Origin of the sequence: Sedimentitalea todarodis, from assembly GCF_032595355.1 — a bacterium.
GTDB classification, from domain to species: Bacteria; Pseudomonadota; Alphaproteobacteria; order Rhodobacterales; family Rhodobacteraceae; genus Sedimentitalea; species Sedimentitalea todarodis.
The window spans coordinates 533,686-560,593 of record NZ_JASMWN010000001.1; the positions used below are offsets into that span (position 1 = coordinate 533,686).

The window sequence follows — 26,908 nt, forward strand, 5'->3', positions numbered from 1 at the left end:
AAATAAAAGATAAAAACGAATGGCGAAATATTGCACGCTGTGAAAACGCGATGCTTGCCCTATGATGAGAATAATATTAAGCAAGATATGATGATTTTGATCAGCCGTTCAGATGGAGAGCGAGATGACCGCTGCAACCAAAGCACAACCGAAAAAAACTGCCGCGCCCAAACCACGGACACGGCGTAGCAGCGCCAAGACCGCTGCGGCCAAGACAATAAAAGCCCCCACCGCCCCGCCCAAGGTTGAGGCAGCCCCGGCCACAGGCAGCAATGCCGCCCTCCAAAGGCGGCGCGAAGCAGCCGTGGCCCGTGGCGTCGCATCGGCAGCACCCGTTTTTGCGGCGCGAGCCGAGAACGCAGAGCTGTGGGATGTCGAAGGCAACCGCTATGTCGACTTTGCCGGCGGGATTGCGGTCCTGAACACCGGCCATCGTCATCCCAAGGTGATCGAAGCCGCCAAGGCCCAGGAAGACCTCTTTACTCACACGAGCTTTCAGGTGATTCAGTACGAACCCTATGTCGCTCTGGCCGAAAAGCTGAACGCACTGGCACCGGGCGATTTTGCCAAGAAATCCCTGCTGGTCACAACCGGTGCGGAAGCCGTCGAAAACGCGATCAAGATCGCACGCGCCTCGACAGGTCGCCCCGGCGTCATCGCCTTTTCGGGTGGCTATCATGGCCGCACGATGTTGACGCTGGGTATGACCGGCAAAGTGTCGCCCTACAAAAAGGACTTTGGTCCGTTCCCCGGCGACATCTTCCGTGCGCCTTTCCCGGATGCCCGCAACGGAGTGACCGTAGAGGATGCGCTGAACGCCCTGCAAACCCTGTTCCTGACCGATGCCGATCCATCGCGTGTTGCCGCGATCATCCTGGAACCGGTTCTGGGCGAGGGTGGGTATCACCCGGTCCCGGCCGAGATGTGGCAGGCGCTGCGCGCGATCTGTGACACGCACGGCATCCTGCTTATCGCGGACGAAATCCAGTCGGGCTTTGGCCGGACCGGCAAGTGGTTCGCCATCGAACATAGCGGTGTTGTCCCCGACATGATCACCGTCGCCAAATCGATGGCCGGCGGCTATCCGATTGCCGGTGTGGTTGGTCGCGCCGCCGTCATGGATGCGGCACAGCCCGGTGGGCTGGGTGGCACCTATGGTGGCAACCCGGTGGCTTGTGCCGCCGCCCTGGCTGCGATTGACGCGATCGAATCCGAGGCTCTGCTGGCGCGTTCCATGGCTCTGGGCGAAACCTTTCGCGCGCGCTTTGCTGACATCGGCGCACGCACCGCCCCTTATCGCATGTGGGATATCCGCGGTCTGGGCTGCATGCTGGCGGTCGAATTTGTGACCGACTTTGAAACTGCGGCACCCGACGCGGCGTTGACCAAATCGGTCATTGCCCATGCGCTCAAGCGGGGCTTGATCCTGCTGGCCTGTGGCATGCACGGAAATGCGTTGCGGATCATGGTGCCGCTGACCGCATCGGATGCGATCATCGAAGAAGGTCTGGCGATCTTTGAAGCGGCGCTTGCGGACGCGATGGCGGCATAAGGCGACGCGCCCGTCATCAGCGATGTTGCATGGCGGGCGATTGACGATAGGCTGACACAATCAGGCCGGATCCCTTACCGGGGTTCGGCCTGTCTTGCCTCTGGATCCAAGGATCGACCGATGTCACATGTATTTCCCCGCCATTCAAAACTGAACCCGCCCACGGCCGTCGCTGGCGAGGGCTGCTATCTGATCGACAGTAGCGGTAAACGCTATCTGGATGGTTCAGGCGGCGCGGCGGTATCATGCCTTGGACATGGTGATGCCGAGGTGACGGCCGCGATCAAGGCGCAACTGGACAAGTTGGCCTTTGCCCATACGGGGTTCTTCACGTCCGAACCCGCCGAGGCGCTCGCCGATCTGCTGATCGCCAACGCGCCGGGTGATCTGGACCGGGTCTATTTCGTCTCCGGCGGGTCCGAGGCCACCGAAGCCGCGATCAAGCTCGCGCGCCAATACTGGGTTGAAAAGGGTGAGCCACAGCGCGGCCGCCTGATCGCCCGAAAGCAAAGCTATCATGGCAACACCATCGGGGCCTTGTCGGCAGGCGGCAATGAATGGCGACGTGCACAGTTTGCGCCGCTCTTGCTGGATGTCAGTCACATTGACCCGTGTTATGAATACCGGTTGCGCCAGGACGGCGAGAGCGCCGAAGACTATGGTCTGCGTGCGGCCAACGCGCTGGAAGAAGAGCTTTTGCGGGTCGGACCGGATACCGTCATGGCGTTCATGGCAGAGCCGGTCGTCGGCGCGACGGCGGGGGCGTTGGCCGCGGCACCGGGCTATTTCAAACGCATCCGCGAGATTTGCGACAAATACGGGGTGCTGCTGATCCTGGACGAGGTGATGTGCGGCATGGGGCGGACAGGCACGCTGTTTGCCTGCGAACAGGATGGTGTTGCCCCCGATATCGCCTGTATCGCCAAGGGGCTTGGGGCCGGCTATCAGCCGATTGGGGCGATGCTCTGTACTTCGGAAATCTATGACACAATCGCCGACGGCACCGGGTTCTTTCAGCACGGGCACACTTATATCGGTCACCCGGTCGCGGCGGCGGGTGGGTTGGCCGTGGTCACGGCGATCCTGAACCGGGGGCTGCTGCCACGCGTTCAGGAACAGGGCGACAAGCTGCACCAGCGGTTGGTGGACCGGTTTGGCCAGCATCCACATATCGGCGACCTGCGTGGCCGCGGGCTGTTTCGCGGAATCGAGATTGTCGAGAACCGGGAAACCAAGGCGCCGTTTGATCCGTCGCGGGGCGTTGCAGGCAAGATCAAGAAGGCCGCGTTCGCAGCGGGGCTTGTCTGTTACCCGATGTCGGGCACCATTGACGGGCGGCAAGGAGATCACATCCTGCTGGCACCGCCTTTCATTATCAATGACGACCAGCTTGATGAACTGACCGACAAGGTTGAACAGGCGATTTCAGCGGTCATCTGACCCAAAGCGGAGATGGATCGATGAGATTCTTGGTACTTGCAGGGGTGGCAGTATTGGCAGTGCTGTCGCTGATCGGGGTGGCGTTCACCTGGTGGTTCCTCCTTCCGTTCGGGCTGTTTGCCTACCTCACTGGACTGGGGGTGTATGACGTCGTCCAGAACCGTCACTCGATTTTGCGCAACTACCCGGTGATCGGGCATATGCGCTTTCTGTTCGAAGGCATCCGCCCCGAGATCCGCCAGTACCTGATCGAGAGCGATCAGGACGAAGAGCCGTTTTCCCGCGACAAGCGGTCCATCATCTATCAACGCGCCAAAGGCGTCGAGGACAAGCGGCCGTTCGGAACCCGCGCCCGGGTCTATGATTCAGGATACGAATGGCTGACGCATTCGGTGGTGCCGATCCACATCGAAGATACGGATTTCCGTGTCCGGATTGGCGGTGAGCATTGCCAGAAGCCCTATGATGCGTCCATCTACAACATTTCGGCGATGAGTTTCGGCGCCCTGTCCGCCAATGCGATCCATGCGTTGAATATTGGTGCAAAGAAAGGTGGCTTTGCCCATGACACCGGCGAGGGCGGCATCAGCCGCTATCACAGGCAAGGGGGTGGTGATCTGATCTACGAGGTCGGGTCAGGCTACTTTGGCTGCCGTGCCCCGGATGGCCGGTTCGACGTGGCAAAGTTCCGCGATCAGGCGGCCAACCCACAGGTCAAGTTGATCGAGTTGAAGCTGAGCCAGGGGGCCAAGCCCGGACATGGCGGCATGTTACCGGCCTCGAAAATCTCCGAGGAGATCGCCGAGGCGCGGGGCATTCCGATGGGGCAGGATTGCATTTCGCCCGCCGCACATCCCGAATTCAGCACGCCGATCGAAATGATGGAGTTCATCGCGAAACTGCGCGAAAATGGCGACGGAAAACCGGTGGGTTTCAAGTTATGCATCGGACATAGGCGGGAATTCATGTGTATCGTCAAGGCGATGCTCGAGACCGAAATCGTGCCGGATTTCATCGTCGTGGATGGCAAGGAAGGTGGCACCGGTGCGGCACCGCTCGAATTTGCGAACCACATGGGAATGCCATTGGTCGAGGGGCTGACCTTTGCCCATAACACATTGCGCGGGGCGGGGTTGCGTAGCAGGCTCAGGATCGGGGCGTCCGGCAAGGTGGTCACGGCCTTTGACATGGCCAAGGTGCTGTCGCTTGGTGCGGACTGGGCGAATTCGGCACGCGGATTCATGTTCTCGATTGGCTGCATTCAGGCGCAGGCCTGCCACACCAATCATTGCCCGGTCGGCGTTGCGACGCAGGACCCGCTGCGCCAGCGGGCGCTCGACGTAACCCGCAAATCCGAACGCGTGTACAGATTTCACCGCAACACTCTGAAGGCGTTGGGGGAAATGACCGGGGCCGCCGGACTGGACCATCCCGGCAAGTTTCTGCCGCACCACCTTTTGATGCGGGAATCGGACCGTGACATGGTCACAGGCCAGCAGGTCTATCCCTATCTGCCCGAGGGCTTCCTGCTGCGTGATGAAGAGGACGAGTTCGGCTATCTCCTGCGGTGGAGGCGGGCGCAGGCAAACAGTTTCAAGCCGATTGATACGTCCTACGTCTGATCCTGAGCGCCCGAGTCGAGCGGGAAATGGCAGGCCGCCGCGTGGGCGCCGCCTGCTAGCGGCGGTTGCTGCGCGTGGCATACATCCTGCACCAGCCAGCAGCGCGGCGCAAAGGGACAACCCGGTAGGTTTGCCATCGGCGAGGGCAATTCGCCCGTCAGCTTGATCCGGTCCTTGTTGCCGCCCGGATCCGCGCGCGGCGTCGCGGACAACAGCGCCTTGGTATAGGGGTGGCGCGGCGCGGCAAAGACCGACTCTTTCGACCCGGTTTCAACTGCCCGTCCCAGATACATGACAATGATGTCATCGGCGACATGGCGTACCACGCTCAGATCGTGGGAAATGAACATATAGGCGAGGCCCAGACGGTCCTGCAGATCGACCAGAAGGTTCAGGATCGACGATTGGATCGACACGTCCAGCGCCGAGACAGGCTCGTCCAGCACCAGCACCTTGGGGTCCAGCATCAGCGCGCGCGCCACGGCAATACGCTGCCGCTGCCCGCCCGAGAACATGTGTGGATAGCGGTCGAAATGTTCAGGCCGCAGCCCGACCAGCCTCAGTATGTCACGTGCCTTGGCTTCGCGATCTGCGGTGCTGAGATCCGGACGATTGATGACCAGCGGCTCCATCAGAATGGTGCCGATGCGCTGACGGGGGTTCAGCGATCCATAGGGGTCCTGAAACACGATCTGAACCGAAGTCCGCAGGTCGGGCCAGCGCGCCGGAACCACCGGCTGCCCGTCAAGCATCAACTCACCCGAGGTCGGTTCCTCGATCATCGTGACCATGCGGGCAAGCGTGGATTTGCCACAGCCGCTTTCTCCAACAACGGCGAGCGTCTTGCCGGGATAGAGATTGAAATCCACCTTCTGAACGGCGCGCAGGGTCTGCGCCTTGGCAAACACGCCGCCGCCCACCTCGTAATGGCGGGCCAAGGCTGTCGCGGTCATCACCGGTTCCGTCATGACGCGGCCCTTTCGTTGGAATTCAGAGGATAGTGACAGCGCGCGCGGCCCAAATCCGTGCTCTGCGGCGCAGGCGGTTCGGCCTTGCAGCGGGCATCGGCGAATTCGCAGCGGGGCGAGAAAAGACAGCCCGCAGGCCGGTCGAACTGGCCCGGAACAACACCGGGAATGGTTGGAAGATGTTTCTGCTTGGCGCGCTCTGGCAGCGCATTGAGCAATGCGGACGTATAGGGGTGATGCGGCTTGGCAAAGAGATCGGCAACCGGCTGTTCCTCGATCTTCTGCCCGGCGTATTGCACGCTGACCCGTTCGGCGGTTTCCGCCACGACGCCCATGTCATGGGTGATCAGCACCAGCCCCATGCCAGTGTCGTCCCGCAGGCTGATCAACAGGTCCAGAATCTGCGCCTGAATGGTCACGTCCAGCGCGGTCGTCGGCTCATCCGCAATCAGGAGCTTGGGGCTGCAGGCGATGGCCATCGCGATCATGACACGCTGGTTCATGCCGCCGGACATTTGGTGCGGAAACGCCGACAGCCGTTTTTCCGGGGCCGGAATGCCGACCTGTTCAAACAGTTCGATCGCGCGGGCCTGCCGCGCGGCTCGGTCCAGCCCGAGATGATAACGCAGCGCCTCCTTGATCTGCCATCCGACGGTGAAACAGGGATTGAGCGAGGACATCGGTTCCTGAAAGATCATCGCCAGATCCTTGCCGACAATGCGGCGTCGGGCATTTGCCGATATTGCGCGCAGATCGTGGCCGTCGAACATCATTTCGTCTGCGGTGATCGTTGCCGTCCACGGCAGCAGCCCCATCAGGGCGAGCATCGACACCGACTTGCCCGATCCGGACTCACCGACAATGGCCAGGATATCGCCGGTATCGACATCGACATCGACCGCGTCAACGGCGCGAAACGCACCGGAAGCGGTCGAAAAATCTACAGAGAGATTGCGTATGCGCAGCAGGCTCATATCTCAGCTCCGCTTCAGTTTCGGATCAAGCGCGTCACGTAGACCGTCGCCCATCAGGTTGATTGCCAGCACCGTGACAAGAATGGCAAGACCGGGAAAGGTCACCACCCACCACGCGCGCAGGATGAATTCGCGCGCCTCGGCCAGCATCGTGCCCCATTCCGGAGTGGGTGGCTGTGCCCCCATGCCAAGAAAGCCGAGCGCCGCCGCATCGAGAATGGCAGTGGAAAACGACAGCGCGCCTTGCACGATGATCGGTGCAAGACAGTTGGGCAACACGGTCACGAACATCAGTCGCAGAAAACCGGCGCCGGCAACGCGGGCCGACGTTACGTAATCTTTCTGTTTTTCCGACAGCACGCTGGCCCGTGTCAGGCGAACGTAGTGGGGTTGCAGGACAATCGCGATGGCAATCATGGCGTTGGTCAGGCTCGGTCCGAGGATCGCCACCAGCACCAGCGCCAGCAACAGCGACGGAAAGGCGAGGATCACGTCCATGATCCGCATGATGATGCTATCCAGCCATTGCGGGGCAAACCCCGCGATCAGACCGACCATGATGCCGCCAGAGGCTGCGATCGTTACCACGATCACACCCACGAAGAACGAAAACCGCGCGCCAACGACCAGGCGAGACAGCATGTCCCGACCCAGGGGATCCGTGCCCAGCGGAAACGTCCAGTTGCCGCCTTCCTGCCAGGCGGGGGGGAGCAGGGTGAACTGCCGGAATTGCTCGGTCGGGTCATGCGGCGCCAGAAGCGGACCGAAGGCCGCGCAAAAGACGAATGCCGCAAAAATCCACAGCCCGAACACGGCACCGCGGTTTTCCCGGAAATAGTACCAGAATTCGCTCAACCGGCTGGGGCGGCTCATCTCGGTCGGGGCGTTGGCAGAAACGGTATCGGTCATATTAGCGCGCCCTGATCTTGGGGTTGATGACGCCATAGAGCACATCAACGGTGAGATTCACGACCATCACCATGACCGCGATCAGCAACAAGCCACCTTGCACAACCGGATAGTCACGCCGGAAAATGCTGTCGACCATCCATTTGCCGATGCCCGGCCAGCTGAAGATCGTTTCGGTCAGGATGGCACCGGCCAGCAGGGTGCCGACCGACAGGCCGATCACCGTAATCACCGGGATCAGGGCATTGCGCAGCGCGTGGATGCCGTTGATCCGCCCCGGCGTCAGCCCCTTGGCGCGGGCGGTGCGGATGTAATCCTCGCCCAGCACCTCGAGCATCGCCGAGCGGGTCTGTCGTGCGATCACCGCCAGCGGGATGGTGCCCAGAACGATGGTCGGCAGGATCAGGTGGCGCACCGCGGAGAGGAATGCGCCCTTTTGGCCCGAAGCCAGACTGTCGATCAGCATAAAGCCCGTGGCGTCAGGAAAGTAGTAGGTCAGATCGATCCGGCCCGACACTGGCGTCCAGCCCAGATTGCCGGAAAACACGATGATCAGCAGCAGCGCCCACCAGAAGATCGGCATGGAGTATCCGACCAGCGCGGTTGACATCAGTGCACGGTCAAAGAACTTGCCCCGGTTCACGGCTGCAATCACGCCAGCAGGCAAGCCGAGCATGACCGCAAAGATCATCGCGCAGAGCGACAGTTCCAACGTCGCAGGGAAGAGCGAAAAAAACTCATCCCAGACCGGGCGTTTGGTCACGAATGAATTGCCGAGATCGCCTTGAAGCACGCCGCTGAAATAATCCCAGAACTGCACGTGGATCGGCCTGTCAAAGCCGAATTGCTCGGTCAGTTCCTGATATCGTTCTGCGGTCAGCCCGCGTTCCCCGGCCATCACGACGATCGGGTCTCCGGGGAGCATGCGGATGAACGCAAATGAAATGAGGGTTACCCCGATGAAGGTCGGGATGAATGTCAGAAGACGAGAGCCCAGATATTTCAGCATGGTAGCACCGTCAACTCCTTGGGATAGCGGGTCAGCGACGTACAGCCGGTTTCGGTAATCAGCACATCGTCTTCGATGCGCACTCCGAAATTGCCGATGTCATAGAGGCCCGGCTCATTGGTAAAGACCGTTCCAGCGGGCAGGGGAAGGTGATTGCCTCGCACGATATAGGGCGCTTCATGCACTTCACGCCCAAGACCGTGGCCAGTCTTGGTGCGGATACGATCTGCAAAGCGCGAAACCTCGAGCACGCCGGTCACGGCGTCGTCGATTTCATGCGCGGTGACGCCCGCGCGGGCCACATCATGGCCGCGCAGGTTTGCCCGCAGCACGGTGTCATAGACCTCTTGCGCCTCGTCACTGGCATGGCTCAGAAAAAATGTACGGGTGATGTCGGCGGCAAACCCATGCTTGCGCGCGCCAAAATCAAAGAGCAGCGCATCGCCGGCCTTGACCGCGTAATCGGCACGGGCGTGGGCATGTGGGCGGGCAGAATTGTCACCGGCGGCGACGATCGGCGGGAACGCAAGATCGTCAGCGCCCTCGGCAAACAGCGCCTGGATCAGCGCCTGTTCGATATCGGTCTCGCTCTGACCCGGCCGAATGGTCTCTAGGGCGCGATCCAGAGCACGTTCGGAAATGTCGATCGCCGATTGCAGGGCGGCTATGTCTTGCGGTGTCTTGATCATGCGCAACCCTGAAATGGCCTGCTCGCCGTCAACGATCTGCAGATCGGGCTGCGCGGCCTTCAGCGCGTGATGCACGAAAACCCGCATGACCTGGCCCTCCACGGCCAGTGACGCGATCCCGAGATGCGCGGTCAGCGCCGCAAAGGCCGCATCATAGCCATCCTGATCGCGCCAGTCGAACACCACCCCCTGAAACCCGACAAGGTCCCAGCTGCGCAGCTCCAGGTTTGGCACCAGCGCGGCCGCAGGTCCGTTGGCCGGGATCACCAGCAGGAAGGGCCGTTCGTGGCTCATGAAGGAATGGGTCAGCGCGCGGGTAAAGTTCGGCCCCGGCACAAGCGCAACCGCATCAACGCCCAGGTCGGCGGCAACGACGGCATAGTCGGACAATCGGTCGGAAAGTGTCTGTGTCACGGGGGCGGCAGCTTTCGGTCTCACAGGGAAATCGGGGCGACCCGCATTGGGCCGCCCCGGATCGTATCAGTTGGACAGACCAACCTGGTTGAAGATGTGCCCACCCAGCGGGTGCACGACATAGCCTTCAACCTCGGGGCGCATGGTCATATAGACCACCGAATGCGCGATGGTCGCCCAGGGCGCCTGATCCTTGAAGATCACCTGTGCTTCTTCATACAGCGGCGCACGCTCTTCCTGCGTTGGCAGGACCTTGGCCTTTTGCAGCAGCTCATCGAATGGCTCGTGGCACCACATCGCACGGTTCGAACCGCCGACAGCGTCACAGCCCAGCAGCACGGCAAGGAAGTTGTCCGGATCGCCATTGTCACCGGTCCAGCCCAGAAGCACCGCACCATCGCGATCTTCTGCCTTTGACCGCTCCAGATACTCGCCCCATTCATAGGATACGATCTCGACATCGACCCCGATCTTGGCGAAATCCGCCTGCATCAGCTCGGCCATGCGCCGCGCATTGGGGTTGTAGGGGCGCTGTACCGGCATCGCCCAGATCTTCATCTTCAGATCGGTGACACCTTCGGCCTCGAGCATTGCCTTGGCCGCTTCCGGATCAAAGGCATCGTCCTCGATCGCATCATTGTAGGACCACATGGTCGGCGGGATCGGATTCTTGGCGATCTGGCCGGAGCCCTGGAACACCACGTCGATGATCGCCTGCTTGTCAATCGCCATGTTCAGCGCCTTGCGCACCTTGGGATTGTCATAGGGCGGCATCTTGGCGTTGTAGGCCAGATAACCCACGTTAAGCCCTTCCTGCTCCATCACCACGATATCGGCATCATCCTTCATCGCCTGGACGTCGGCAGGGTTCGGATAGGCCGTGACATGGCATTCACCCGCCTGCACCTTCTGGTAGCGCACGCTCGCGTCAGGTGTGATCGCAAAGATCAGCGCCTCGACCTTGGCGGGATCACCCCAGTAATCGTCGTTGCGCAGATACCGGATCACGGCATCTTTCTGATAGGCTTGGAACGTGAACGGGCCGGTGCCGATAGGGGCCTGGTTGACCATCTCGGGCGTACCGGCCTCCATCATCGCGTCGGCGTATTCCGCTGACACGATCGACGCGAAATCCATCGCCATGTTCGCGATGAATGGTGCTTCGGGACGGGCCAGGTTGAACTTGACGGTATAGTCGTCGACCTTTTCAATGGACTTGACTAGATCGCCCATCGACATGCCGCCGTAGTACTCCCAGGTGCCGCCGGATACGGTGTGATACGGATTTTCTTCATTGCCCTGACGGTCAAAGGAGAAGATCACGTCATCCGCGTTGAAATCACGGCTGGGCGTGAAATTGTCATTGCTGTGAAACTTGACGCCCTGACGCAGTTTGAATGTCACCGTCAAACCGTCGTCCGAAACTTCCCAGCTTTCAGCAAGGCCGGGAATGACTTCGGTCGTGCCGACCTTGAATTCGGCCAGGCGATTGTAAAGCGGATGGCTTGAGGCGTCAAAGGTTGTCCCGGCGGTGTAGAGCGCGGGGTCGAATCCTTCCGGCGAGCCTTCCGAGCAATAGACCAGCGCTTGTGCAGAGAGTGACCCGGCACTCAGCGCCAATGCTGTCGCACCGGCTGCCAAACAAGATTTCAATGTCATCAAATTCTCCCAATTTCAGTGTTTTTGTTATCGACGCGATGCGCCAAGTGGCTCTGCGACCACTACGTACTTTACAGCCTGCCACCGAATGGGGCGCGTGAAAAGAGCCGACCAATGGTTACGCAAAGAAAACTTGCAGTAAACTGCGCTCCAACGCCCCGTGATTGACGAGAACGGCACGTTGCGGCCTGATGCAGGCGATTTGGGTCGACGCTTCCATTAACCCTGATAGAAAGATCGCCAGATCAAAAGGGAGGAAAGTCATGATCAATCTCAGATTGCCGCTTGTCACTGCGGCCATCGCGGCCAGTCTCGCGCTGCCTGTCGCCGCCGAAACCCGCGTCACCTACAAATCCGCCAAGACCGCCTCGTCCTACTACCAGATGGGCGTGCAGATCGCCGAGGCGATGAAGGCAGGGTCCGAGGGCGACATCATTGTCACCGTCGAGGAGAGTCAGGGATCGGTTCAGAACGTGATGGAGGTGCGCGCGCGCGGTGGCGACTATGTGTTCACCACACCGCCGGTGCTCGTGAAGCTCGCGCAAGCCGGCAAGGCGATGTTCGACGGCAAGGGCGATCCGGCCTTTGACGAGATTCGCGCGCTGTTTCCAATCCCCTCGCTGACCATGCATTTTGTCATGTCTGAAGACTCGGGCGTCACCGATTTCGCCGGCATGGAAGGCAAGACCATCCTGCTTGGCAAAGGATCATTCGGTGCGCGGGAAGGGGAGAAATACCTTGGGCTGTTCGGACTTGAGGGCAAGGTCGAAATCGCGGATGTGGAACTTTCCGGCGCGGTGCCGGCGCTCAAGAACGGCCAGATCGACGGATTCGTGACCGCCGGGTCCTGGCCTGCGCCCAATGTGATCGAGGCGGCGGCTTCGACGGGGGTACGCGTGCTCTCGTTGTCCGACGAGGAAATCGCGGCCACCAAGCGTGCCAAGCTGGTGATCCCCGCGGGCACCTACACCGGTCAGACCGAGGATATCGTGACGACGTCGCTGCCCGTCGCGGCGTTCACCACCACCAAGATGGATGACGACACGGCCTATGCGCTGACCAAGACATTCTGGGAAAGCAAGGCCCAGATGGGCGCGGACGCGGCCTGGTGGAACGGAGTCGATCAGGCGCTGATGGCCAACATCACCGGCAAGATCCACCCCGGTGCCCAAAGGTACTATGCCGAAGCCGGAATCGAGCTGACGGACGCGCAGAAATAACGCGCTGTCACGCGACGGGCCGGGCAGGTGCTGCCCGGTCTTTCATAGAGGTGAGTGATGACCGATACCGCAGATGCGCCGCCGCTGCGCCCTCTCTGGCTCGCCCTTGCGGCGGCCATGGTGGCGTTTCACCTCGGGCTGATTTTCTGGGGGCTGGTTCCCAATCTGGTCAGCCGGCCATTGCACCTCGCCTTCGTGCTGCCCTGGGTGTTTGTGTATGGTGCCAGGTCAGGCTTCCAATCGGTCAGTGGTCTGATCCTCGCCACGCTTGGCGTTTTCGCAGCGCTGTGGATCGCGCTAAACCACAACATGCTGGGCGATCAGTATGGTTTTCTCGAAAACGATTTTCAGCTCGGAATCGCAGTTGTGCTGCTGGTTTGCGTGATCGAGGCTGCGCGCCGGGCCATTGGCTGGCCCTTGCCGTCGGTCGCGGTGCTGGCGCTGGCCTACGCCATGCTGGGCCAGTACATACCCGGTGAATTCGGCCATTCGGGCACGCCGCTTTACAGCTTCCTCGGAACCATGACTATTGCCGAAGGTGGCATCTGGGGCAGCCTGACCGCCGTGTCCGTCGGCGTGGTGTCGATATTCGTGATCTTTGGTGCCGTGCTGAATGCGGGCGAGGCCGGGCAGGGCTTCATGAATGTCGCCTCCGTTGCGGCCGGGCGACTCACTGGGGGTGCGGCCAAGGTCTCGGTCATTTCCTCCGCACTGTTCGGCTCTATCTCGGGGTCTGCCTCGGCCAATGTGGCCTCGACCGGCGCGATCACGCTGCCCGCCATGACGCGGCTGGGATATCCCAAGCGATTGGCGGCGGCGGTCGAGGCCGTGGCCAGTTCCGGCGGTCAGATCATGCCACCGCTGATGGGGGCCGGGGCCTTTGTCATGGTCGAACTGACCGGTATTCCCTACACCGGCATCATGGCCGCCGCGATCCTGCCCGCATTCCTATACTTCTTCGCGGTCTGGGTCGGGATCAACGCCTATGCCGGGCGCTATGAGCTACGCGGCATCGACACGGCGGATCAACCGGGGCGGCGCGATGTTCTGATCACCTCGGCCTTTTTCCTGGTTCCGTTCTCAGTGTTGCTCTGGGGGATGTTCGGGGCGGGTTTCACGCCGCAATACGCGGCCTGCCTGTCGATACTTGCGGGCGCGATCCTCTTGTTTTTTAATCGCACCGGCCGATTTGACGGCGCACAGGTGGCCGAGCGGATGTCGTCCGCATTGCTGAATGCGGCGCGGCAGATCGCGATGATCGCCTCGATCATCTTTTGTGCGTCGATCATCATCGGGGTGCTGTCGGTCACCGGTCTTGGTGTCAAGATCACCTCGTTGATCTTGTCCGCCTCGGGCGGTCTGCTGTGGCCGTCGCTCTTGCTGACGGCGCTGGCCTGTCTCGTGCTCGGCATGGAGGTTCCGACAACGGCGGCCTACGTGATCTGCGTTTCCGTGGCTGGCCCCGCCTTGATCCAACAGGGGCTCGAGCCGCTCCAGGCACATCTCTTCGTGTTCTGGTTCGCGCTGCTCTCGACCATCACGCCGCCGGTCTGTGGTGCGGTTTTCATCGCTGCGGGGATGATCGGCGAAAGCTGGGTCAAGGTGGCTCTGACCGCCATGGCCCTAGGCGTCGGGCTGTATGTGATCCCGCTGGCGATGATCGCCAACCCGAATCTCTTGCGCATTGCCGATGCGCCGCTGATGGCCCTTTTTGCCTTGTGCCGCGTGGCAATCGGTCTGGGTCTGCTCAGCTATGGCCTGATCGGTGCGCGCGGTCTGCTGCGCAAGGGGTCATTGGGTGCCGTAGGGCTGGCCATCGCCATGTCGGGTGTTGTGATCTGAGCGCTGCCGGCGCAATGGAATACGCCTTTGGTCCCGGTTTTGTGAGCCTCGTGGATGCGGCAGGATCAGCGCGCAAGGCGCGGGGTGCCGGTTGCATGGCCTGGCCGCGCAGCCTCGCTGTTTCGCCAATCGCATCGGGGGAAGTATGATGAAACTTGTCAACTGTGTCAGCGGGGCCCTGGCGCTCTGCTGGGTGGTTCTGGGCACGGCGTTGGCGGCGCAGCAGATGCCTGTCGTCCGGGTGGCGGTCTTGCAAATCGGAACCGTCAACTGGGAACTGGACACTATCGAGCGCAACGGGTTCGACATCGCCAACGGCTTTGAACTTGCGGCATTGCCCTATGCCGACAATGGTGCGACGCGGGTGGCGTTTGAAGGGGGCGACGCGGACGTTGCGGTGGTCGACTGGATCTGGGCCGCGCGTCAACGGGCGGCAGGCAAGGACTACGTGTTCATCCCCTATTCCAAGGCGGTTGGCGGGCTGGTCGTGCCGGGGGACAGTCCGGCGCAAGGCCTGACGGATCTGGCTGGTGCCAAGATCGGCATTGCGGGCGGACCTCTCGACAAGAGCTGGCTGATCCTGCAGGCCTATGCGGAGCAGGAATATGGCATGGATCTGACTGAAGACACCGAACAGGTCTATGGCGCGCCGCCGCTGATCTACAAGACCGCACTGGCTGGCGATATGGCCGGCGCGATCAACTATTGGCATTTTCTGGCCAAGATGAAAGCTGGTGGAATGCGCGAGTTGCTGTCTGTGTCCGAGGCAACACTGGCGCTTGGTCTGGACCCGGATGTGCCATTGCTCGGATATGTGATGAAAGAGAGTTTTCTGGCCGAGCATCCGGAGATGGCGAGAGCATTCTATGCCGCGACGCGGGAGTCCAAAGCGTTGCTGGCCGAGGACGACGATGCGTGGGAGCCATTGCGCGAGCGAATGAACGTGCGCTCCGAGGCAGAGTTTCACACGCTGCGCGACGATTTCAGAGCGGGTATTCCGGCAGAAGGTCCGATCAACGAGGCCAGCGCCGACAAGCTCCTGCAGTTGATGGCCGAGTTGGGTGGCGAAACGCTGGTGGGCGGGGCCACGACCTTGCCGCCGGGGCTGTTCGCAGAGTTTCAATGACCCCGTGATCGTTCGCCTTGCGTCCCTGCTCGGCCTGCTGGGCCTTTGGATCATCGCCGCATGGCTGGGCAATGATCCCGAAGTGCTGCCCATGCCGGGCGCCTTGCTGGCTCCGTTCTGGACAGAGCTGACATCGGGCCCGCTCCTCTATCATCTGGCGATGACGCTGATCCGCGTGCTGTGGGCCTTTGTGCTGGCGATGTCGGTCGGATTGGCCCTCGGTCTGGTGATGGGGCTCTTCCCAAAGATCGATAAATGGCTGGACCCGTGGCTGGTGGTGTTCCTGAACCTGCCCGCGCTTGTCCTGATCGTACTCTGTTATCTCTGGATCGGGCTGAACGAAACCGCCGCGATCCTGGCGGTTACGCTCAACAAGATTCCCAATGTGACGACGATCATTCGCGAAGGGGCGCGGGCGCTGGACCCCGATCTGAAGGCGATGGCGCAGGTCTACCGGATGTCGCGGCGCAGCTATTTGCGGCATGTGGTGCTGCCCCAGCTTGCACCCTTCATCGCGGCGGCCGCGCGGTCAGGTGTTGCGGTGATCTGGAAGATCGTGCTGGTCGCCGAATTCCTTGGCCGATCCAACGGTGTCGGGTTCCAGATCCACCTGTATTTTCAATTGTTCGACGTGGCGCACGTGCTGATCTATGCGCTGTCTTTCATCGCGGTGATGCTGGCCGTCGAATGGCTCTTGCTTCAACCGTGGGAGCGGCACGCCCGCCGCTGGAGGGGCGCATGATCGCGGTGGATGTGAAATTCAAACGGTTTGGCGACACCGAAGTGCTGCGCGATATTCGCTTTACCGTCGATGCCGGGGAAACCGTGGCGTTGCAGGGGCCGTCCGGGATAGGCAAGACGACGCTGTTGCGACTGATCGCCGGGATCGACAATGTGTTTGACGGGGGCATTGTCCGGCCCGACCGGCTGGCGATGGTGTTTCAGGAACCGACGCTGCTGCCCTGGCGCAGCGCGATTGAGAACATCGCGCTTGTGCATCCCGGTCTCGGCGAGGACGCGGCGCGCGCGGCGCTGGATCGTGTCGGGATCGGAGCCAAGGCCGACATGTTTCCCGGGCAAATGTCGCTGGGCCAGCAGCGTCGGCTTGCCCTGGCGCGCGCGTTCGCGGCGCGGCCACAGGCGCTCATCCTGGATGAGCCGTTCGTGTCTCTGGATCCCGAGCTTGCCCAGGAGATGCTGGAACTGGCGCGCAGCCTGATCCACGAGGAACGACCGGCCACGATATTTGTCACCCATTCCCGCGAGGAGGCCGCGAGCCTGAGTGACCGGGTGCTGTCTCTCGGCGGTCAGCCCGCGACGCTAGTCTCGCACGCCTGAAAACCGCACTTCCCATTCTTCGCGCTGTTCATCGGTGATCTTGGCGAACAGAACCTCGGGCACCGTGAACGCATGGTTGCCGCGCAGGGCAGAAAGAGCCGCCGGAATGTCATCGGGCCAGGAGTCATCCTCGGTCTGCATCGCCGCCAGAATCCGCGCGCTTGTGTCCGGGATGAATGGCGCGCTCAGCACCGCGTAGAGGCGGACCAGATTGAGCCCGAGGCGCACCTCCGCGGCGGCACGGTCGGGATCGGTCTTGAACACGGTCCACGGTGCCGTGTTTTGCAGGTATTCGTTTCCGGCAACCCAGATCGCCCGCAATTCCTGCGCCGATTTTCGGACTTCCATCGCCTCCATGTGGCCTTCATAGGCACGGACGCGCGTGGTCAGTTCGGCAATCAGAGCGTCTTCGTCCGGGCCATAGCTGCCGGCCTCTGGCACGGCCTCGCCAAATTTGCCACGGCAGAATTTGGTGATGCGGCTGACGAAGTTGCCCAGAACATCCGCGAGATCCTTGTTCACCGATTGCTGGAAGTTCTCCCAGCTGAATTCGCTGTCGCTGCTCTCTGGCGCATGGCTCAAGAGCCACCAGCGCCAGTAGTCGGCGGGCAGGAGTTCGAGCGCCTGATCCATGAACACGCCGCGCCCTTGCGAGGTCGAGAACTGCCCGCCCTCGTAGTTCAGGTAGTTAAAGGATTTCAGGTGGTCGACCATTTTCCAAGGCTCGCCCGACCCTAGGATCGTGGCCGGAAAACCGAGGGTGTGAAACGGTACGTTATCCTTGCCCATGAACTGGACATACCGCACGTCATCCGCGCCCTTGTCGGTGCGCCACCAGCGTTCCCAATCCGCGTCGGATTTGCCGTTGGCCTCGGCCCATTCGGCGGCGCAGGCAATGTATTCGATGGGGGCGTCAAACCAGACGTAGAAGACCTTGCCTTCCATGCCCGGCCAGTCCGCGTCGCCCTTTTTGACCGGAATGCCCCAATCGAGATCGCGGGTGATCCCCCGGTCCTTGAGGCCGTCGCCATCGTGCAGCCACTTCTTGGCAATCGAGGTGGTCAGGATGGGCCAGTCGGTCTTGCTGTCGATCCATTTGTCCAGATCGTCCTTGAGCGCGGACTGGCACAGGTAGAGGTGCTTGGTCTCGCGCACTTCAAGGTCGGTCGAGCCGGACACCGCGCTGCGCGGATCGATCAGGTCGGTCGGGTCGAGCTGCTTGGTGCAGTTCTCGCATTGATCGCCGCGCGCCTTGTCATATCCGCAATTGGGGCAGGTGCCTTCGATATAGCGATCGGGCAGAAACCGACCGTCGGCGTTGGAGTAGACCTGTTTTTCCGACACTTCACGGATCAGCCCGTTTTCGGCCAGCTTTCCCGCGAAATGCTGGGTCAGCCCGTGGTTCTGCGGGCTGGAAGAGCGGCCGAAATGGTCAAAGCTGAGCCCGAAGCTGGCGGCGATCCCGGACTGTACTCCATGCATTTCTGCGCAGTATTCGGCGACCGGTATCCCGGCCTTGGCGGCGGCCAGTTCGGCGGGCGTCCCGTGTTCATCGGTGGCACACAGGAACATCACTTCGTTGCCGCGACAGCGCATGTAGCGGGCATAGAGATCCGCGGGCAGTTGGCTGCCGATCAGGTTGCCCAGATGTTTGATCCCGTTGATGTAGGGAATTGCCGATGTGATGAGTATGCGTGCCATATTTCCGTCCGCGCTGTGTTGCGCGTTGTGTAGCGCAGGGCAGCGGGGGCGTCACCCCGTCTTTTGCCGGGATCCGGGTGGCTACTTCCTGTCTCTCTGGCGGCGAAACAACCGTCCTACGGTGAACGAGGTGCGCGGCATGTAGACGTAGGGTGTCCGTGTGCCGCTCGTCGGACGGACCCGCATCCGCGTCAGGCCGAATACCACCAGACCAACATGACCTGCCGCGATCATGGTAAACATGGCGTGCGGCCCGTAGAGCCCGATCAGAAGCGAGGCGACAGAGGGGGCGGCGATTGCCCCAAGTGCAAAGAAGAACATCAGCGCTGCTGACAGCTCGATCCGTTCCTCGCTCTTGGCAAAGTCATGGGCGTGGGCGGCGGCCACCGAATAGATCGGAAATGTCGTTGCGCCGAAGACAAAGGCGCTGACCATCACGCCGGTCTGTCCAAAACCGGGTGCGCCCATGGTCAGTGCCGAACTGACAATTGCGGCAACCGACAGCCAGATCAGCACCCATCTGCGGTCAAATCGATCGGCAAGCCAGCCCATCGGATATTGCGCCAGTGCGCCGCCCAACACAAAGGTTGCGAGGAACCAGCCGATCTGCCCCGCTGATAACCCCACCTCTTGCCCGTAAACCGGCCCGATCATTCGAAAACTGGCCGAGGACAGTGCGGCCACCACCACGCCCGCCGCCGCCAGCGGCGACATCTGGACGGCCAGCATCGGGCGCAGGCGCGGCGCGTTCGGTGTTTCGGGCTGTCTTGCGGTCGTCAGGGTCAGCGGCAACAGGGCGGCACAGCAAAGCATCGCCAGAATGTTGTAGCTGACATAGCTGGCAGGGCTGAGCACGCCGATCATCAGTTGCGCGATAAGCGAGCCGCTCATGTCAACGACCCGGTAGACCCCCATGGTGCGGCCGCGACTCTCGTTGGTGACCTTGGCTTGCAGCCACGCTTCAATGACTGTGTAACAGCCCGCAACGCACAGGCCTGACATCACCCGCATCACCGCCCAGGCGTAGGGATTGATGACGAGCATGTGGGAAAGCAGACCGATCGCCCCAGCGGCGGTAAAGGCTGCAAAGGCGCGCGAGTGTCCGACACTGCCCATCAGGCGGGGTGCCCACCAGCAGCCGATGAAGAAGCCAAAGAAATGCGACGAGCCAAGCAAGCCGATTTCCGTCGTCGAAAACGAAAGCTGAATGCCCGACAACGCATCCAGCGGGCCGACACCGCCCGAAGACATCTGCAGCAGGAGAACAGACAGGAACAAGGCGGCAAAGGAAATCAACAGACGCATGATGTTGCCAATCTGGCTGGATGGTCATTCGGGGCTTGGCTTTTTTCGACAAGACAATGTCGCTTTTGCAAGGTGTTGATCTTTTGCTACGAACTGGCCGCAATGACTGCGAGAATGTCAAGCTCGACGATGTCGGTGACCAGATCGGGAAATCCCGTCGCGCCAAAGGCCGAGCGGCTCACCGATCCGTCGAGCCGTACTGTCAGGTTGCTGAGATCATCCGCAGCGCTCCCCGGCGCGCGCAACACGTTGGCGTTCAGCGTGATCGGACGGGTCATGCCGCGCAGAGTGAGCAGACCATGCACGCTGGCGCCACCCGAGAGCCTGCCATCGCCGGCCAGGGTGATGGATTGCGACACAAAGCGGATCGTCGGAAACTGCTTCGCATCAAGAACTTCGGCGCTGATCAGCGCGTCGGTCGCGAAGAACAGGGAGGTTCTGGCCTTGGCGACATTCAGCGTCACATCGACCTGCGACGCCCCCAGGTTGCTTGGATCGATGGTAATCTGCGCGGCCTGCACCGGCATTGACCCCTTTATCGGTGCCCCGCTCAGGAAGAAGCGGAACCCGACATTGGAGTCCTTCGCTACCAAGCTGTAGCGGGTTGGCGCGGCATGCGCAGGCGACAGGCCAACGGCCATGCAACTCAGGCTGATCAGCACGCTCCGCCGGGTAGGGTCAATCATATGCGTCTCCCAATCCGACCATAGGGGCATATGATCTTGATGCGAGTGAAGAAATAGGGTCTCTGCGGATCGTGAACAGGCCGGTATCCGATTTGCCAACGTCAGGTCAATCGTTAGGGTGCCGTACAACCAAGCAGGGAATTTCGCAATGAAGATGAATCCTTTGGGCCGTACCGGTCTGACCGTATCCGAACTTTGCCTTGGCACGATGACCTTTGGCACTCAGACAGACGAGGCCGAGTCCCACACCCAGATCGACCGGGCGCTTGCGGCTGGCATCAATTTTGTCGACACCGCCGAGATGTATCCGGTCAATCCCGTGCGGGCCGAAACCGTCGGGCGGACCGAAGAGATCATCGGCACCTGGAATGCGGCCAACCCGGCGCGGCGGTCCGAGTATGTTCTGGCGACCAAGCATTCGGGCGAGGGGCTTGCTCATGTTCGCGAAGGTGCTCCGATTTCCTCCGCAACCATTCCCGGCACCATCGAAGGCAACCTGCGACGCCTGCAGACCGACTATATCGACCTCTACCAGTTCCACTGGCCCAACCGGGGCAGCTATATGTTTCGCAAAAACTGGACCTATGATCCATCTGGGCAGAACCGGGAGGAGACGGTTGCCAACATCGAGGATTGTCTTGAGGCGCTGCAAGAGCAGGTCGACAAGGGCAACATCCGGTATTTCGGCCTGAGCAACGAAAGCGCCTGGGGGACCGCGCAATGGCTGCGGGTGTCCGACGAGCGGGGCTGGCCCCGTGTCGCGTCAATACAGAACGAATATTCTTTGCTCTGCCGTCTGTATGACACCGATCTGGCGGAGTTGAGCGTGAACGAGGATGTCGGACTGCTGTCGTTTTCACCTTTGGCAGCGGGTCTGCTGACCGGCAAGTATGCGGGCGGTGCTGTGCCCGATGGGTCGAGAAAATCCTTCGTGGCCAATCTCGGCGGGCGGGATACGCCGCGTGCACACGAGGCGGTGGCAGCCTATCTGGCAATCGCAGAGCGCCACGGGTTGGACCCCGTGCACATGGCGCTGGCCTGGTGCCGGACACGACCGTTCATGGCCTCTGCGATCTTTGGTGCCACACATCTGGATCAACTCGACCGAATTCTTGGCTCGGTCGATGTGACGTTGAGTGACGAGGTGCTGGACGAGATTGACAGCGCGCACAGGGCGCATCCGATGCCGTACTGATCGAAAATCCTGGGGACGGAGACGATGCAGGATCCGCGTCAAGCGCCCTCGCGCTGAGCGCGCCGGATCGTGCGGGCAGATTGGCCATGTGCCAGATGAAAGGCGCGGGCAAAGGCTGCGGCAGAGCCGAATCCGGTTGCGAGTGCCACGTCCAGAAGGGGCATTTCGGTGTCACGAACAAGCCGCATCGCTTCGGTCAGGCGCAGCGACAGGTAATGCGCCTTGGGCGTGGTGTTCAGGCGAGCGCGAAACAGGGCCTGCAATGTGCGCGGGCTGGTCCCTGTCCGGCGTGCCAGATCGGGGATGGTCAGGGGCGCGTCAAGCGATTGTTCCATCAGCGCGCTGACCCGCGCGGTGAGGGCGGTATGACCGGGATTGCCGCTCCGGCTCTGGCTACGGGACGGGTCGGGCGCGCTGTCGTAGATGAACGCCCCGGCAACACGCGCCGCCAGCGAAGACCCGTAGCGACATTTGATCAGGTGAAGCATCATGTCGATGGCGGGCATCGCGCCGCCGCTGGTCATGCGGGTGCGGTCAACGTGAAACCTGTTGCGCAGGGTGGTGACTTCGGGAAAGAGAGAAGAAAAACTTTCCATGTCTTCCCAATGAGTTGTGGCGCTGTATTTATCTAATACTCCAGCTTCGGCCAAAAGCCAGGGCCCGCCATCAATCCCGGCCAGGGTCGCGCCGGCGGCGGCAATGCGGCGCAGCCCGGCCCGCAATGCGGGCGTGTCGTGAGTTTGCAGTTTGAACCCGGCGATAACGATGAGCAGATCACAGCCCTGAAGACGGCTGAGCGCCGGTCCGGGAACTGTCAGCCCGCTGGTCAACTGCGCCGGTTCGCCAGTGGCGGTGACATAGTGCCAGTCAAACAAACGACGACCGGACATCCGGTTGGCCGCGCGCATCGGATCGACGCCCGCCGCAAAGCTAAGCGTGTTGCAGTCATCCAGCACCAGAACGGCGGCGTTCAAGGGGCGTGTTGTAGCCTCGAAAATGTTTTTTGCGGATTTCATCAAGAAACCTGCATAGATCGTAAACTCAATATTGCCAAGTCGCGGCATGTTTGCATCAGAAATCAGGAGGATCAGCCGATGCCGTTGGACATGAACAAGGAGGTGTTCATCACCTGTGCCGTGACCGGATCGGGCGCAACGCAGGACCGCAGCCCGCATGTGCCCCGCAGCCCGAAGCAGATCGCCGAGAGTGCCATTGCCGCCGCCAAGGCGGGGGCGGCGGTGGTGCATTGCCACGTCCGTGATCCGGAGAGTGGCGCGCCGAGCCGGGATCTCGCCTATTACCGGGAGGTGACAGAGCGTATCCGAGAGGCCGAGGTCGATGTTGTCCTGAACCTGACCGCAGGCATGGGGGGGGACATGGTGTTTGGTCCGACCGAACGCCCCCTACCGTTGAAGGAGCCAGGCACGGATATGATCGGTGCCGCAGAGCGGGTTCAACATGTGGCGGACTGCCTGCCGGAAATCTGCACGCTGGATTGCGGCACGATGAACTTTGCCGAATCCGACTATGTGATGACCAATACACCGGGCATGTTGCAGGCGATGGGGCGGATGATGACCGCCCTCGGCGTCAAACCCGAGATCGAGGCCTTTGACACCGGGCATCTTTGGTACGCCAAGCAACTGGTCAAGGACGGCGTTCTTGACAGCCCCGCGCTGGTACAGCTGTGCATGGGCGTACCATGGGGCGCCCCCGATGATCTCAACACGTTTATGGCAATGGTCAACAACTTGCCGGATGACTGGACCTTTTCGGCCTTTGCCTTGGGCCGCAACCAGATGGCCTATGTCGCTGCCGCCGTATTGGCAGGGGGGAACGTGCGGGTTGGTCTGGAAGACAATCTCTGGCTGGACAAGGGGGTTCTGGCCGAGAACTGGCAACTGGTGGAACGGGCCGGAACAATCATCGAGAACATGGGCGCGCGCGTGATCGGTGCGGCAGAGGTTCGCGAAAAGCTGAGTTTGGTGAAACGGGCACCGGCGTGATGCCACCGCCCTTCCAACTGGCGGGTCATGGCGCTTCTGCTCGCAAGGTCGGGCGTCGCCTCGCCGTCGCCGTCGCAATGGCAGCATTGGCCGGGTGCGATACGACGACCGGTTTTCGCGACAGTTCGGCGCGCATCGCCGCGACCACACGTTTTGACCCTGTCGAGATGCGGGGAAAATGGGTGGTGAGACAGCGGGCCGCAGATGCGTCGAGCCCACTGGCCACGGCCCCGGAGAGTTTCGAGTTCGAGGCCGTGGATGGCAACCAGATCGCGGTGATCTGGTCGCATAGGGTTTGTGACGCAGTGAAATGTGTTGACGTGCGTACGCCCCTGACAGCGAAGGTAACCGGGCCGGGGCGTATTCTGATGCGGCGCGGTGAGGGGCCGCCGACCGAACACTGGGTTCTGTGGACGGATGCGGATTATCGCGTTGCGGCCATCGGCACGCCTTCAGGCGTGTTTGGATGGATCATGACAAAAGGTGCGGCGCGCGCCGACCTGATGCAGGCAGGGGGCGAAATCATGGACTGGAACGGCTATGAGATGACGCAATTTCGGGATGTATCAGAATGATGGGGCCTTTGTTGGTTTCGGCGTCAGTGGTGTGCTCACTTGTCTGGATCTACATGATTTTCACCGGAAAGCAGCAGGGTGCGGTTTTCTCGGTTCGGTATGAAATATGGATGTTTGGCAGCCTGGGGTTTGCAGCCTTGGCCGCGGTTGTTCTGAGAATAGGATCGTAGGATGAAAGCAGCGGCAATCATCGGTGGTGGTGTGATCGGCGGCGGGTGGGCCGCACGGTTTCTGCTCAATGGGTGGGATGTGCGGGTTTTCGATCCGGACCCGGACGCGGAACGCAAGATCGGTGAGGTGATGGCCAATGCGCGCCGATCGCTGCCGGGGCTGAGTGACGCGCCTTTGCCCGAGGAAGGGCGCCTGAGTTTCCACGCCGAGATGGCCGATGCCGTTGCCGGAGCCATCTGGATACAGGAAAGCGTGCCGGAGCGGCTGGAGATCAAGCACAAGGTGTTTGCCGAGCTTCAGGCCGCCTGTCATCCCGACGCGATTATCGGCTCGTCCACATCGGGCTTCAAGCCGAGCGAATTGCAGGCAGGCGCGGCGCGGCCCGCTCAGATCGTGGTGACGCATCCGTTCAACCCGGTCTACCTGTTGCCTCTGATCGAACTGGTCACGACATCCGCGAATGACGCAGCACAGGTGGCACGGGCGTCCGAGCAGCTGACGGAACTGGGCATGTATCCGATGCATGTGAAAAAGGAGATCGACGCGCATATCGCCGACCGGTTCCTCGAGGCGGTGTGGCGAGAGGCGTTGTGGCTGGTCAAGGATGGCATCGCCACGACCGAGGAGATCGACGAGGCCATCCGCATGGGTTTCGGCATCCGCTGGGCGCAGATGGGCCTGTTCGAGACCTACCGCGTGGCCGGGGGCGAGGCCGGGATGAAGCACTTCATGGCCCAGTTTGGCCCGGCGCTGAAATGGCCTTGGACCAAGCTGACGGATGTGCCCGAGTTCACGGACGAACTGGTCGACCTGATCGCCGATCAGTCGGACGCGCAATCGGGCGCGCATTCGATACGGGAGCTGGAGCGCATCCGCGACAACAACCTGGTGGCGATGATGCGGGCGCTGAAGGGGCAGGACTGGGGCGCCGGGGCGCTGCTGAACAAACAGGACACGCGGCTGCGCGATGGCAGCCCGCTGACCGGTGGTGTGGATGAGATCGGCGATCTGTCGCAACCGATCCTGACTGTTGCGCGGGCGGTGCCGCTGGACTGGACAGATTACAACGGTCACATGAATGAGGCCAAGTATCTTGAGGCCTTTGCCGCCGCCACGGACCGGTTCATGGAATTGATCGGCTGTGATGCGGGCTACATTGCATCCGGTGGCAGCTATTTCACTGCCGAGACGCATATCCGCCACCTCGCGGAAGTTCACGCCGGTGCGCGGATTGCGATCCGCACCCGCATGTTGGTGGGAGAGGGCAAGAAATTACACTTGTTCCACAGCATGTACGAAGGTGATGAGCTCTTGGCGACGGGCGAGAGTTTCATGCTGCATGTGGATCTGAAAACCCGCCGACCATCGCCACCATCGCGGGAGATCGAGGCGGCGATGGACCAAATTCGCAGCGCGCAGGCAGACCTTCCTTATCCGGACGGTGCCGGTATGGCGATCCGTCAACCTGGATGAAGACGGCTTACGGGATAGAACGATATGGTTAGCCCAATGCCAAACTTAGGCGTTATCCGGGGGGCTCTGCCCCCGCCGCCCTGCGGGCGACTCCCCCGGAGTATTTGCACAAAGCTGAAGACGGAAGTATCCGTCCTGGTCTGACTGCCCTGCCTGCGTGATGGAGTGGGTGATAGTGTCCACCATCGATAGTGGACATCTTGAGGTAGGTGATGGCGGGGAAGAAGGGGCAGAAGAAGCGGGTCTGGTCTGACGACTAGAAGCGCACGAATTGCGCGCAGACGTTAGCGCCAGGCGTTTCGGTGGCACAGGTTGCGCGGCGCTATTCGATGAACGCGAACCTGATTTTCAAATGGCTGAAGGATCCCCGGTTTTCGCTGAAGGCGAGTACTCCATCTTCAGGTGAGAGTGTCGCACTCGAGGGTGTCTTCCTTCCGGTCGAGATTGAACCATCTGCGATGGAAAGCCTCTCGGCTCCCGCGCGAATGAACGACGTGGCGGCTGATCCTGGTCCTGCTGTCTTGGCGCAGCGCGTGGACATCGCGCTGTCGGACGGGCGCCGTATTCTGGTGGAAGGCCCCACTTCGCTGGCATCAGTCGTTGGGTTGGTGCAAGGGCTGACGGCATGATCCCGGTGCCGAGCAACACGCGGGTTTGGCTTGCCGCTGGCGTGACGGATATGCGGCGCGGGTTCAACACACTGGCGGCACAAACGGAGCAGGTGCTGGCTGAGGACCCCTATTCTGGCCATCTGTTCGTGTTCCGTGGCCGTCGGGGTGACCTTTTGAAGATCATCTTGTGGGATACGCAAGGCGCATGCCTGTTCATGAAACGGCTCGAGAAAGGGCGGTTTGTTTGGCCTGCTGCCAAGGATGGCAAAGTTTGTGTCACGGCGGCCCAACTGGCGATGCTTCTGGAAGGAATAGACTGGCGGATGCCACAACGGACATGGCGGCCATTGCAGGTCGGATAGTCCAATAAGATATAGGGATTGGTGCATTTTACGTTCCGTTCAGAGGGCCGGACGGATATGA

24 protein-coding genes are annotated in these 26,908 nt (G+C 61.3%); 14 read left to right on the forward strand and 10 right to left on the reverse strand.

Going from position 1 to position 26,908, the window contains the following annotated elements:
* The first annotated feature begins 124 nt into the window (after positions 1 to 124).
* The 3 genes from gabT to QO231_RS02575 all read left to right on the forward strand — a co-directional run bounded on the left by gabT (position 125) and on the right by QO231_RS02575 (position 4,614).
* Positions 125 to 1,552, forward strand: a complete 1,428-nt coding sequence (gene gabT / locus QO231_RS02565) for a 4-aminobutyrate--2-oxoglutarate transaminase (RefSeq protein ID WP_316772972.1) — start codon at positions 125 to 127, stop codon at positions 1,550 to 1,552.
* 120 nt (positions 1,553 to 1,672) lie between these two features.
* Positions 1,673 to 2,992: an aspartate aminotransferase family protein gene (locus QO231_RS02570; RefSeq protein ID WP_316772975.1), complete on the forward strand. Its 1,320-nt coding sequence runs from the start codon at positions 1,673 to 1,675 to the stop codon at positions 2,990 to 2,992.
* Between the two features lie 20 nt (positions 2,993 to 3,012).
* Entirely contained in the window at positions 3,013 to 4,614 is a 1,602-nt protein-coding gene (locus QO231_RS02575) for an FMN-binding glutamate synthase family protein (RefSeq protein WP_316772977.1), read from the forward strand.
* On the opposite strand, the gene QO231_RS02580 is transcribed toward QO231_RS02575, so the two are convergent.
* The 6 genes from QO231_RS02580 to QO231_RS02605 all read right to left on the reverse strand — a co-directional run bounded on the left by QO231_RS02580 (position 4,605) and on the right by QO231_RS02605 (position 11,236).
* The gene (locus QO231_RS02580; protein WP_316772981.1) at positions 4,605 to 5,582 is read right to left on the reverse strand and encodes a dipeptide ABC transporter ATP-binding protein; all 978 of its coding nucleotides are present in this window, start codon (positions 5,580 to 5,582) and stop codon (positions 4,605 to 4,607) included. The genes QO231_RS02575 and QO231_RS02580 overlap by 10 nt on opposite strands.
* Positions 5,579 to 6,556 (reverse strand): ABC transporter ATP-binding protein, encoded by a 978-nt coding sequence (locus tag QO231_RS02585; protein WP_316772984.1) that lies wholly within the window; start codon positions 6,554 to 6,556, stop codon positions 5,579 to 5,581. The genes QO231_RS02580 and QO231_RS02585 overlap by 4 nt, the downstream gene beginning before the upstream one ends.
* Before the next feature lie 3 nt (positions 6,557 to 6,559).
* On the reverse strand, positions 6,560 to 7,465 hold the full coding sequence (locus tag QO231_RS02590) for an ABC transporter permease subunit (protein WP_316772986.1): 906 nt from the start codon (positions 7,463 to 7,465) through the stop codon (positions 6,560 to 6,562).
* A gap of 1 nt (position 7,466) precedes the next feature.
* Entirely contained in the window at positions 7,467 to 8,474 is a 1,008-nt protein-coding gene (locus tag QO231_RS02595; protein ID WP_316772988.1) for an ABC transporter permease subunit, read from the reverse strand.
* Positions 8,468 to 9,577, reverse strand: a complete 1,110-nt coding sequence (locus QO231_RS02600; protein ID WP_316772990.1) for a M24 family metallopeptidase — start codon at positions 9,575 to 9,577, stop codon at positions 8,468 to 8,470. Before QO231_RS02600 ends, QO231_RS02595 begins: the two co-directional genes overlap by 7 nt.
* A gap of 66 nt (positions 9,578 to 9,643) precedes the next feature.
* Entirely contained in the window at positions 9,644 to 11,236 is a 1,593-nt protein-coding gene (locus tag QO231_RS02605) for an ABC transporter substrate-binding protein (RefSeq protein ID WP_316772991.1), read from the reverse strand.
* A gap of 263 nt (positions 11,237 to 11,499) precedes the next feature.
* Here QO231_RS02605 and QO231_RS02610 point away from each other — a divergent pair, with 263 nt between their 5' ends.
* The 5 genes from QO231_RS02610 (at position 11,500) to QO231_RS02630 (ending at position 16,762) form a co-directional block, all read left to right on the forward strand.
* Positions 11,500 to 12,456, forward strand: a complete 957-nt coding sequence (locus tag QO231_RS02610; protein WP_316772993.1) for a TAXI family TRAP transporter solute-binding subunit — start codon at positions 11,500 to 11,502, stop codon at positions 12,454 to 12,456.
* 57 nt (positions 12,457 to 12,513) lie between these two features.
* Positions 12,514 to 14,298 carry a TRAP transporter permease gene (locus QO231_RS02615; protein ID WP_316772996.1) on the forward strand — a complete coding sequence of 595 codons (1,785 nt, stop codon included), beginning with the start codon at positions 12,514 to 12,516 and terminating at the stop codon, positions 14,296 to 14,298.
* A 148-nt stretch (positions 14,299 to 14,446) separates the two neighbouring features.
* The gene (locus QO231_RS02620) at positions 14,447 to 15,424 is read left to right on the forward strand and encodes an ABC transporter substrate-binding protein (protein ID WP_394356560.1); all 978 of its coding nucleotides are present in this window, start codon (positions 14,447 to 14,449) and stop codon (positions 15,422 to 15,424) included.
* 4 nt (positions 15,425 to 15,428) lie between these two features.
* Complete coding sequence (locus tag QO231_RS02625; protein WP_316773002.1) at positions 15,429 to 16,166, forward strand: ABC transporter permease; 738 nt, start codon at positions 15,429 to 15,431, stop codon at positions 16,164 to 16,166.
* Positions 16,163 to 16,762, forward strand: a complete 600-nt coding sequence (locus QO231_RS02630) for an ATP-binding cassette domain-containing protein (protein ID WP_316773005.1) — start codon at positions 16,163 to 16,165, stop codon at positions 16,760 to 16,762. The genes QO231_RS02625 and QO231_RS02630 overlap by 4 nt, the downstream gene beginning before the upstream one ends.
* Here QO231_RS02630 and metG read toward each other — a convergent pair.
* The 3 genes from metG to QO231_RS02645 all read right to left on the reverse strand — a co-directional run bounded on the left by metG (position 16,745) and on the right by QO231_RS02645 (position 20,454).
* Positions 16,745 to 18,463, reverse strand: coding sequence for a methionine--tRNA ligase (gene metG / locus QO231_RS02635; protein ID WP_316773008.1), 1,719 nt, complete (start codon positions 18,461 to 18,463; stop codon positions 16,745 to 16,747). The genes QO231_RS02630 and metG overlap by 18 nt on opposite strands.
* Positions 18,464 to 18,544: 81 nt before the next feature.
* Entirely contained in the window at positions 18,545 to 19,768 is a 1,224-nt protein-coding gene (locus QO231_RS02640) for an MFS transporter (RefSeq protein ID WP_316773011.1), read from the reverse strand.
* A gap of 86 nt (positions 19,769 to 19,854) precedes the next feature.
* Positions 19,855 to 20,454, reverse strand: coding sequence for a YceI family protein (locus tag QO231_RS02645; RefSeq protein WP_316773014.1), 600 nt, complete (start codon positions 20,452 to 20,454; stop codon positions 19,855 to 19,857).
* Between the two features lie 148 nt (positions 20,455 to 20,602).
* On the opposite strand from QO231_RS02645, the gene QO231_RS02650 reads away from it, so the two are divergent.
* Positions 20,603 to 21,649 (forward strand): aldo/keto reductase, encoded by a 1,047-nt coding sequence (locus QO231_RS02650; RefSeq protein ID WP_316773016.1) that lies wholly within the window; start codon positions 20,603 to 20,605, stop codon positions 21,647 to 21,649.
* A 38-nt stretch (positions 21,650 to 21,687) separates the two neighbouring features.
* On the opposite strand, the gene QO231_RS02655 is transcribed toward QO231_RS02650, so the two are convergent.
* Entirely contained in the window at positions 21,688 to 22,665 is a 978-nt protein-coding gene (locus QO231_RS02655) for a GlxA family transcriptional regulator (protein ID WP_316773020.1), read from the reverse strand.
* 78 nt (positions 22,666 to 22,743) lie between these two features.
* Between QO231_RS02655 and QO231_RS02660 the strand changes: the two genes are divergently transcribed.
* The 5 genes from QO231_RS02660 to tnpB all read left to right on the forward strand — a co-directional run bounded on the left by QO231_RS02660 (position 22,744) and on the right by tnpB (position 26,847).
* Positions 22,744 to 23,655: a BKACE family enzyme gene (locus QO231_RS02660; RefSeq protein ID WP_316773023.1), complete on the forward strand. Its 912-nt coding sequence runs from the start codon at positions 22,744 to 22,746 to the stop codon at positions 23,653 to 23,655.
* The gene (locus QO231_RS02665; protein ID WP_316773025.1) at positions 23,655 to 24,230 is read left to right on the forward strand and encodes a hypothetical protein; all 576 of its coding nucleotides are present in this window, start codon (positions 23,655 to 23,657) and stop codon (positions 24,228 to 24,230) included. The genes QO231_RS02660 and QO231_RS02665 overlap by 1 nt, the downstream gene beginning before the upstream one ends.
* A gap of 171 nt (positions 24,231 to 24,401) precedes the next feature.
* Positions 24,402 to 25,874, forward strand: a complete 1,473-nt coding sequence (locus tag QO231_RS02670) for a carnitine 3-dehydrogenase (RefSeq protein ID WP_316773028.1) — start codon at positions 24,402 to 24,404, stop codon at positions 25,872 to 25,874.
* 302 nt (positions 25,875 to 26,176) lie between these two features.
* The gene (locus tag QO231_RS02675) at positions 26,177 to 26,503 is read left to right on the forward strand and encodes a transposase (RefSeq protein ID WP_316773030.1); all 327 of its coding nucleotides are present in this window, start codon (positions 26,177 to 26,179) and stop codon (positions 26,501 to 26,503) included.
* A complete protein-coding gene (tnpB, locus tag QO231_RS02680; protein ID WP_316773033.1) occupies positions 26,500 to 26,847 on the forward strand; it encodes an IS66 family insertion sequence element accessory protein TnpB in 348 nt (115 codons plus the stop codon). Before QO231_RS02675 ends, tnpB begins: the two co-directional genes overlap by 4 nt.
* Positions 26,848 to 26,908: the final 61 nt, after the last annotated feature.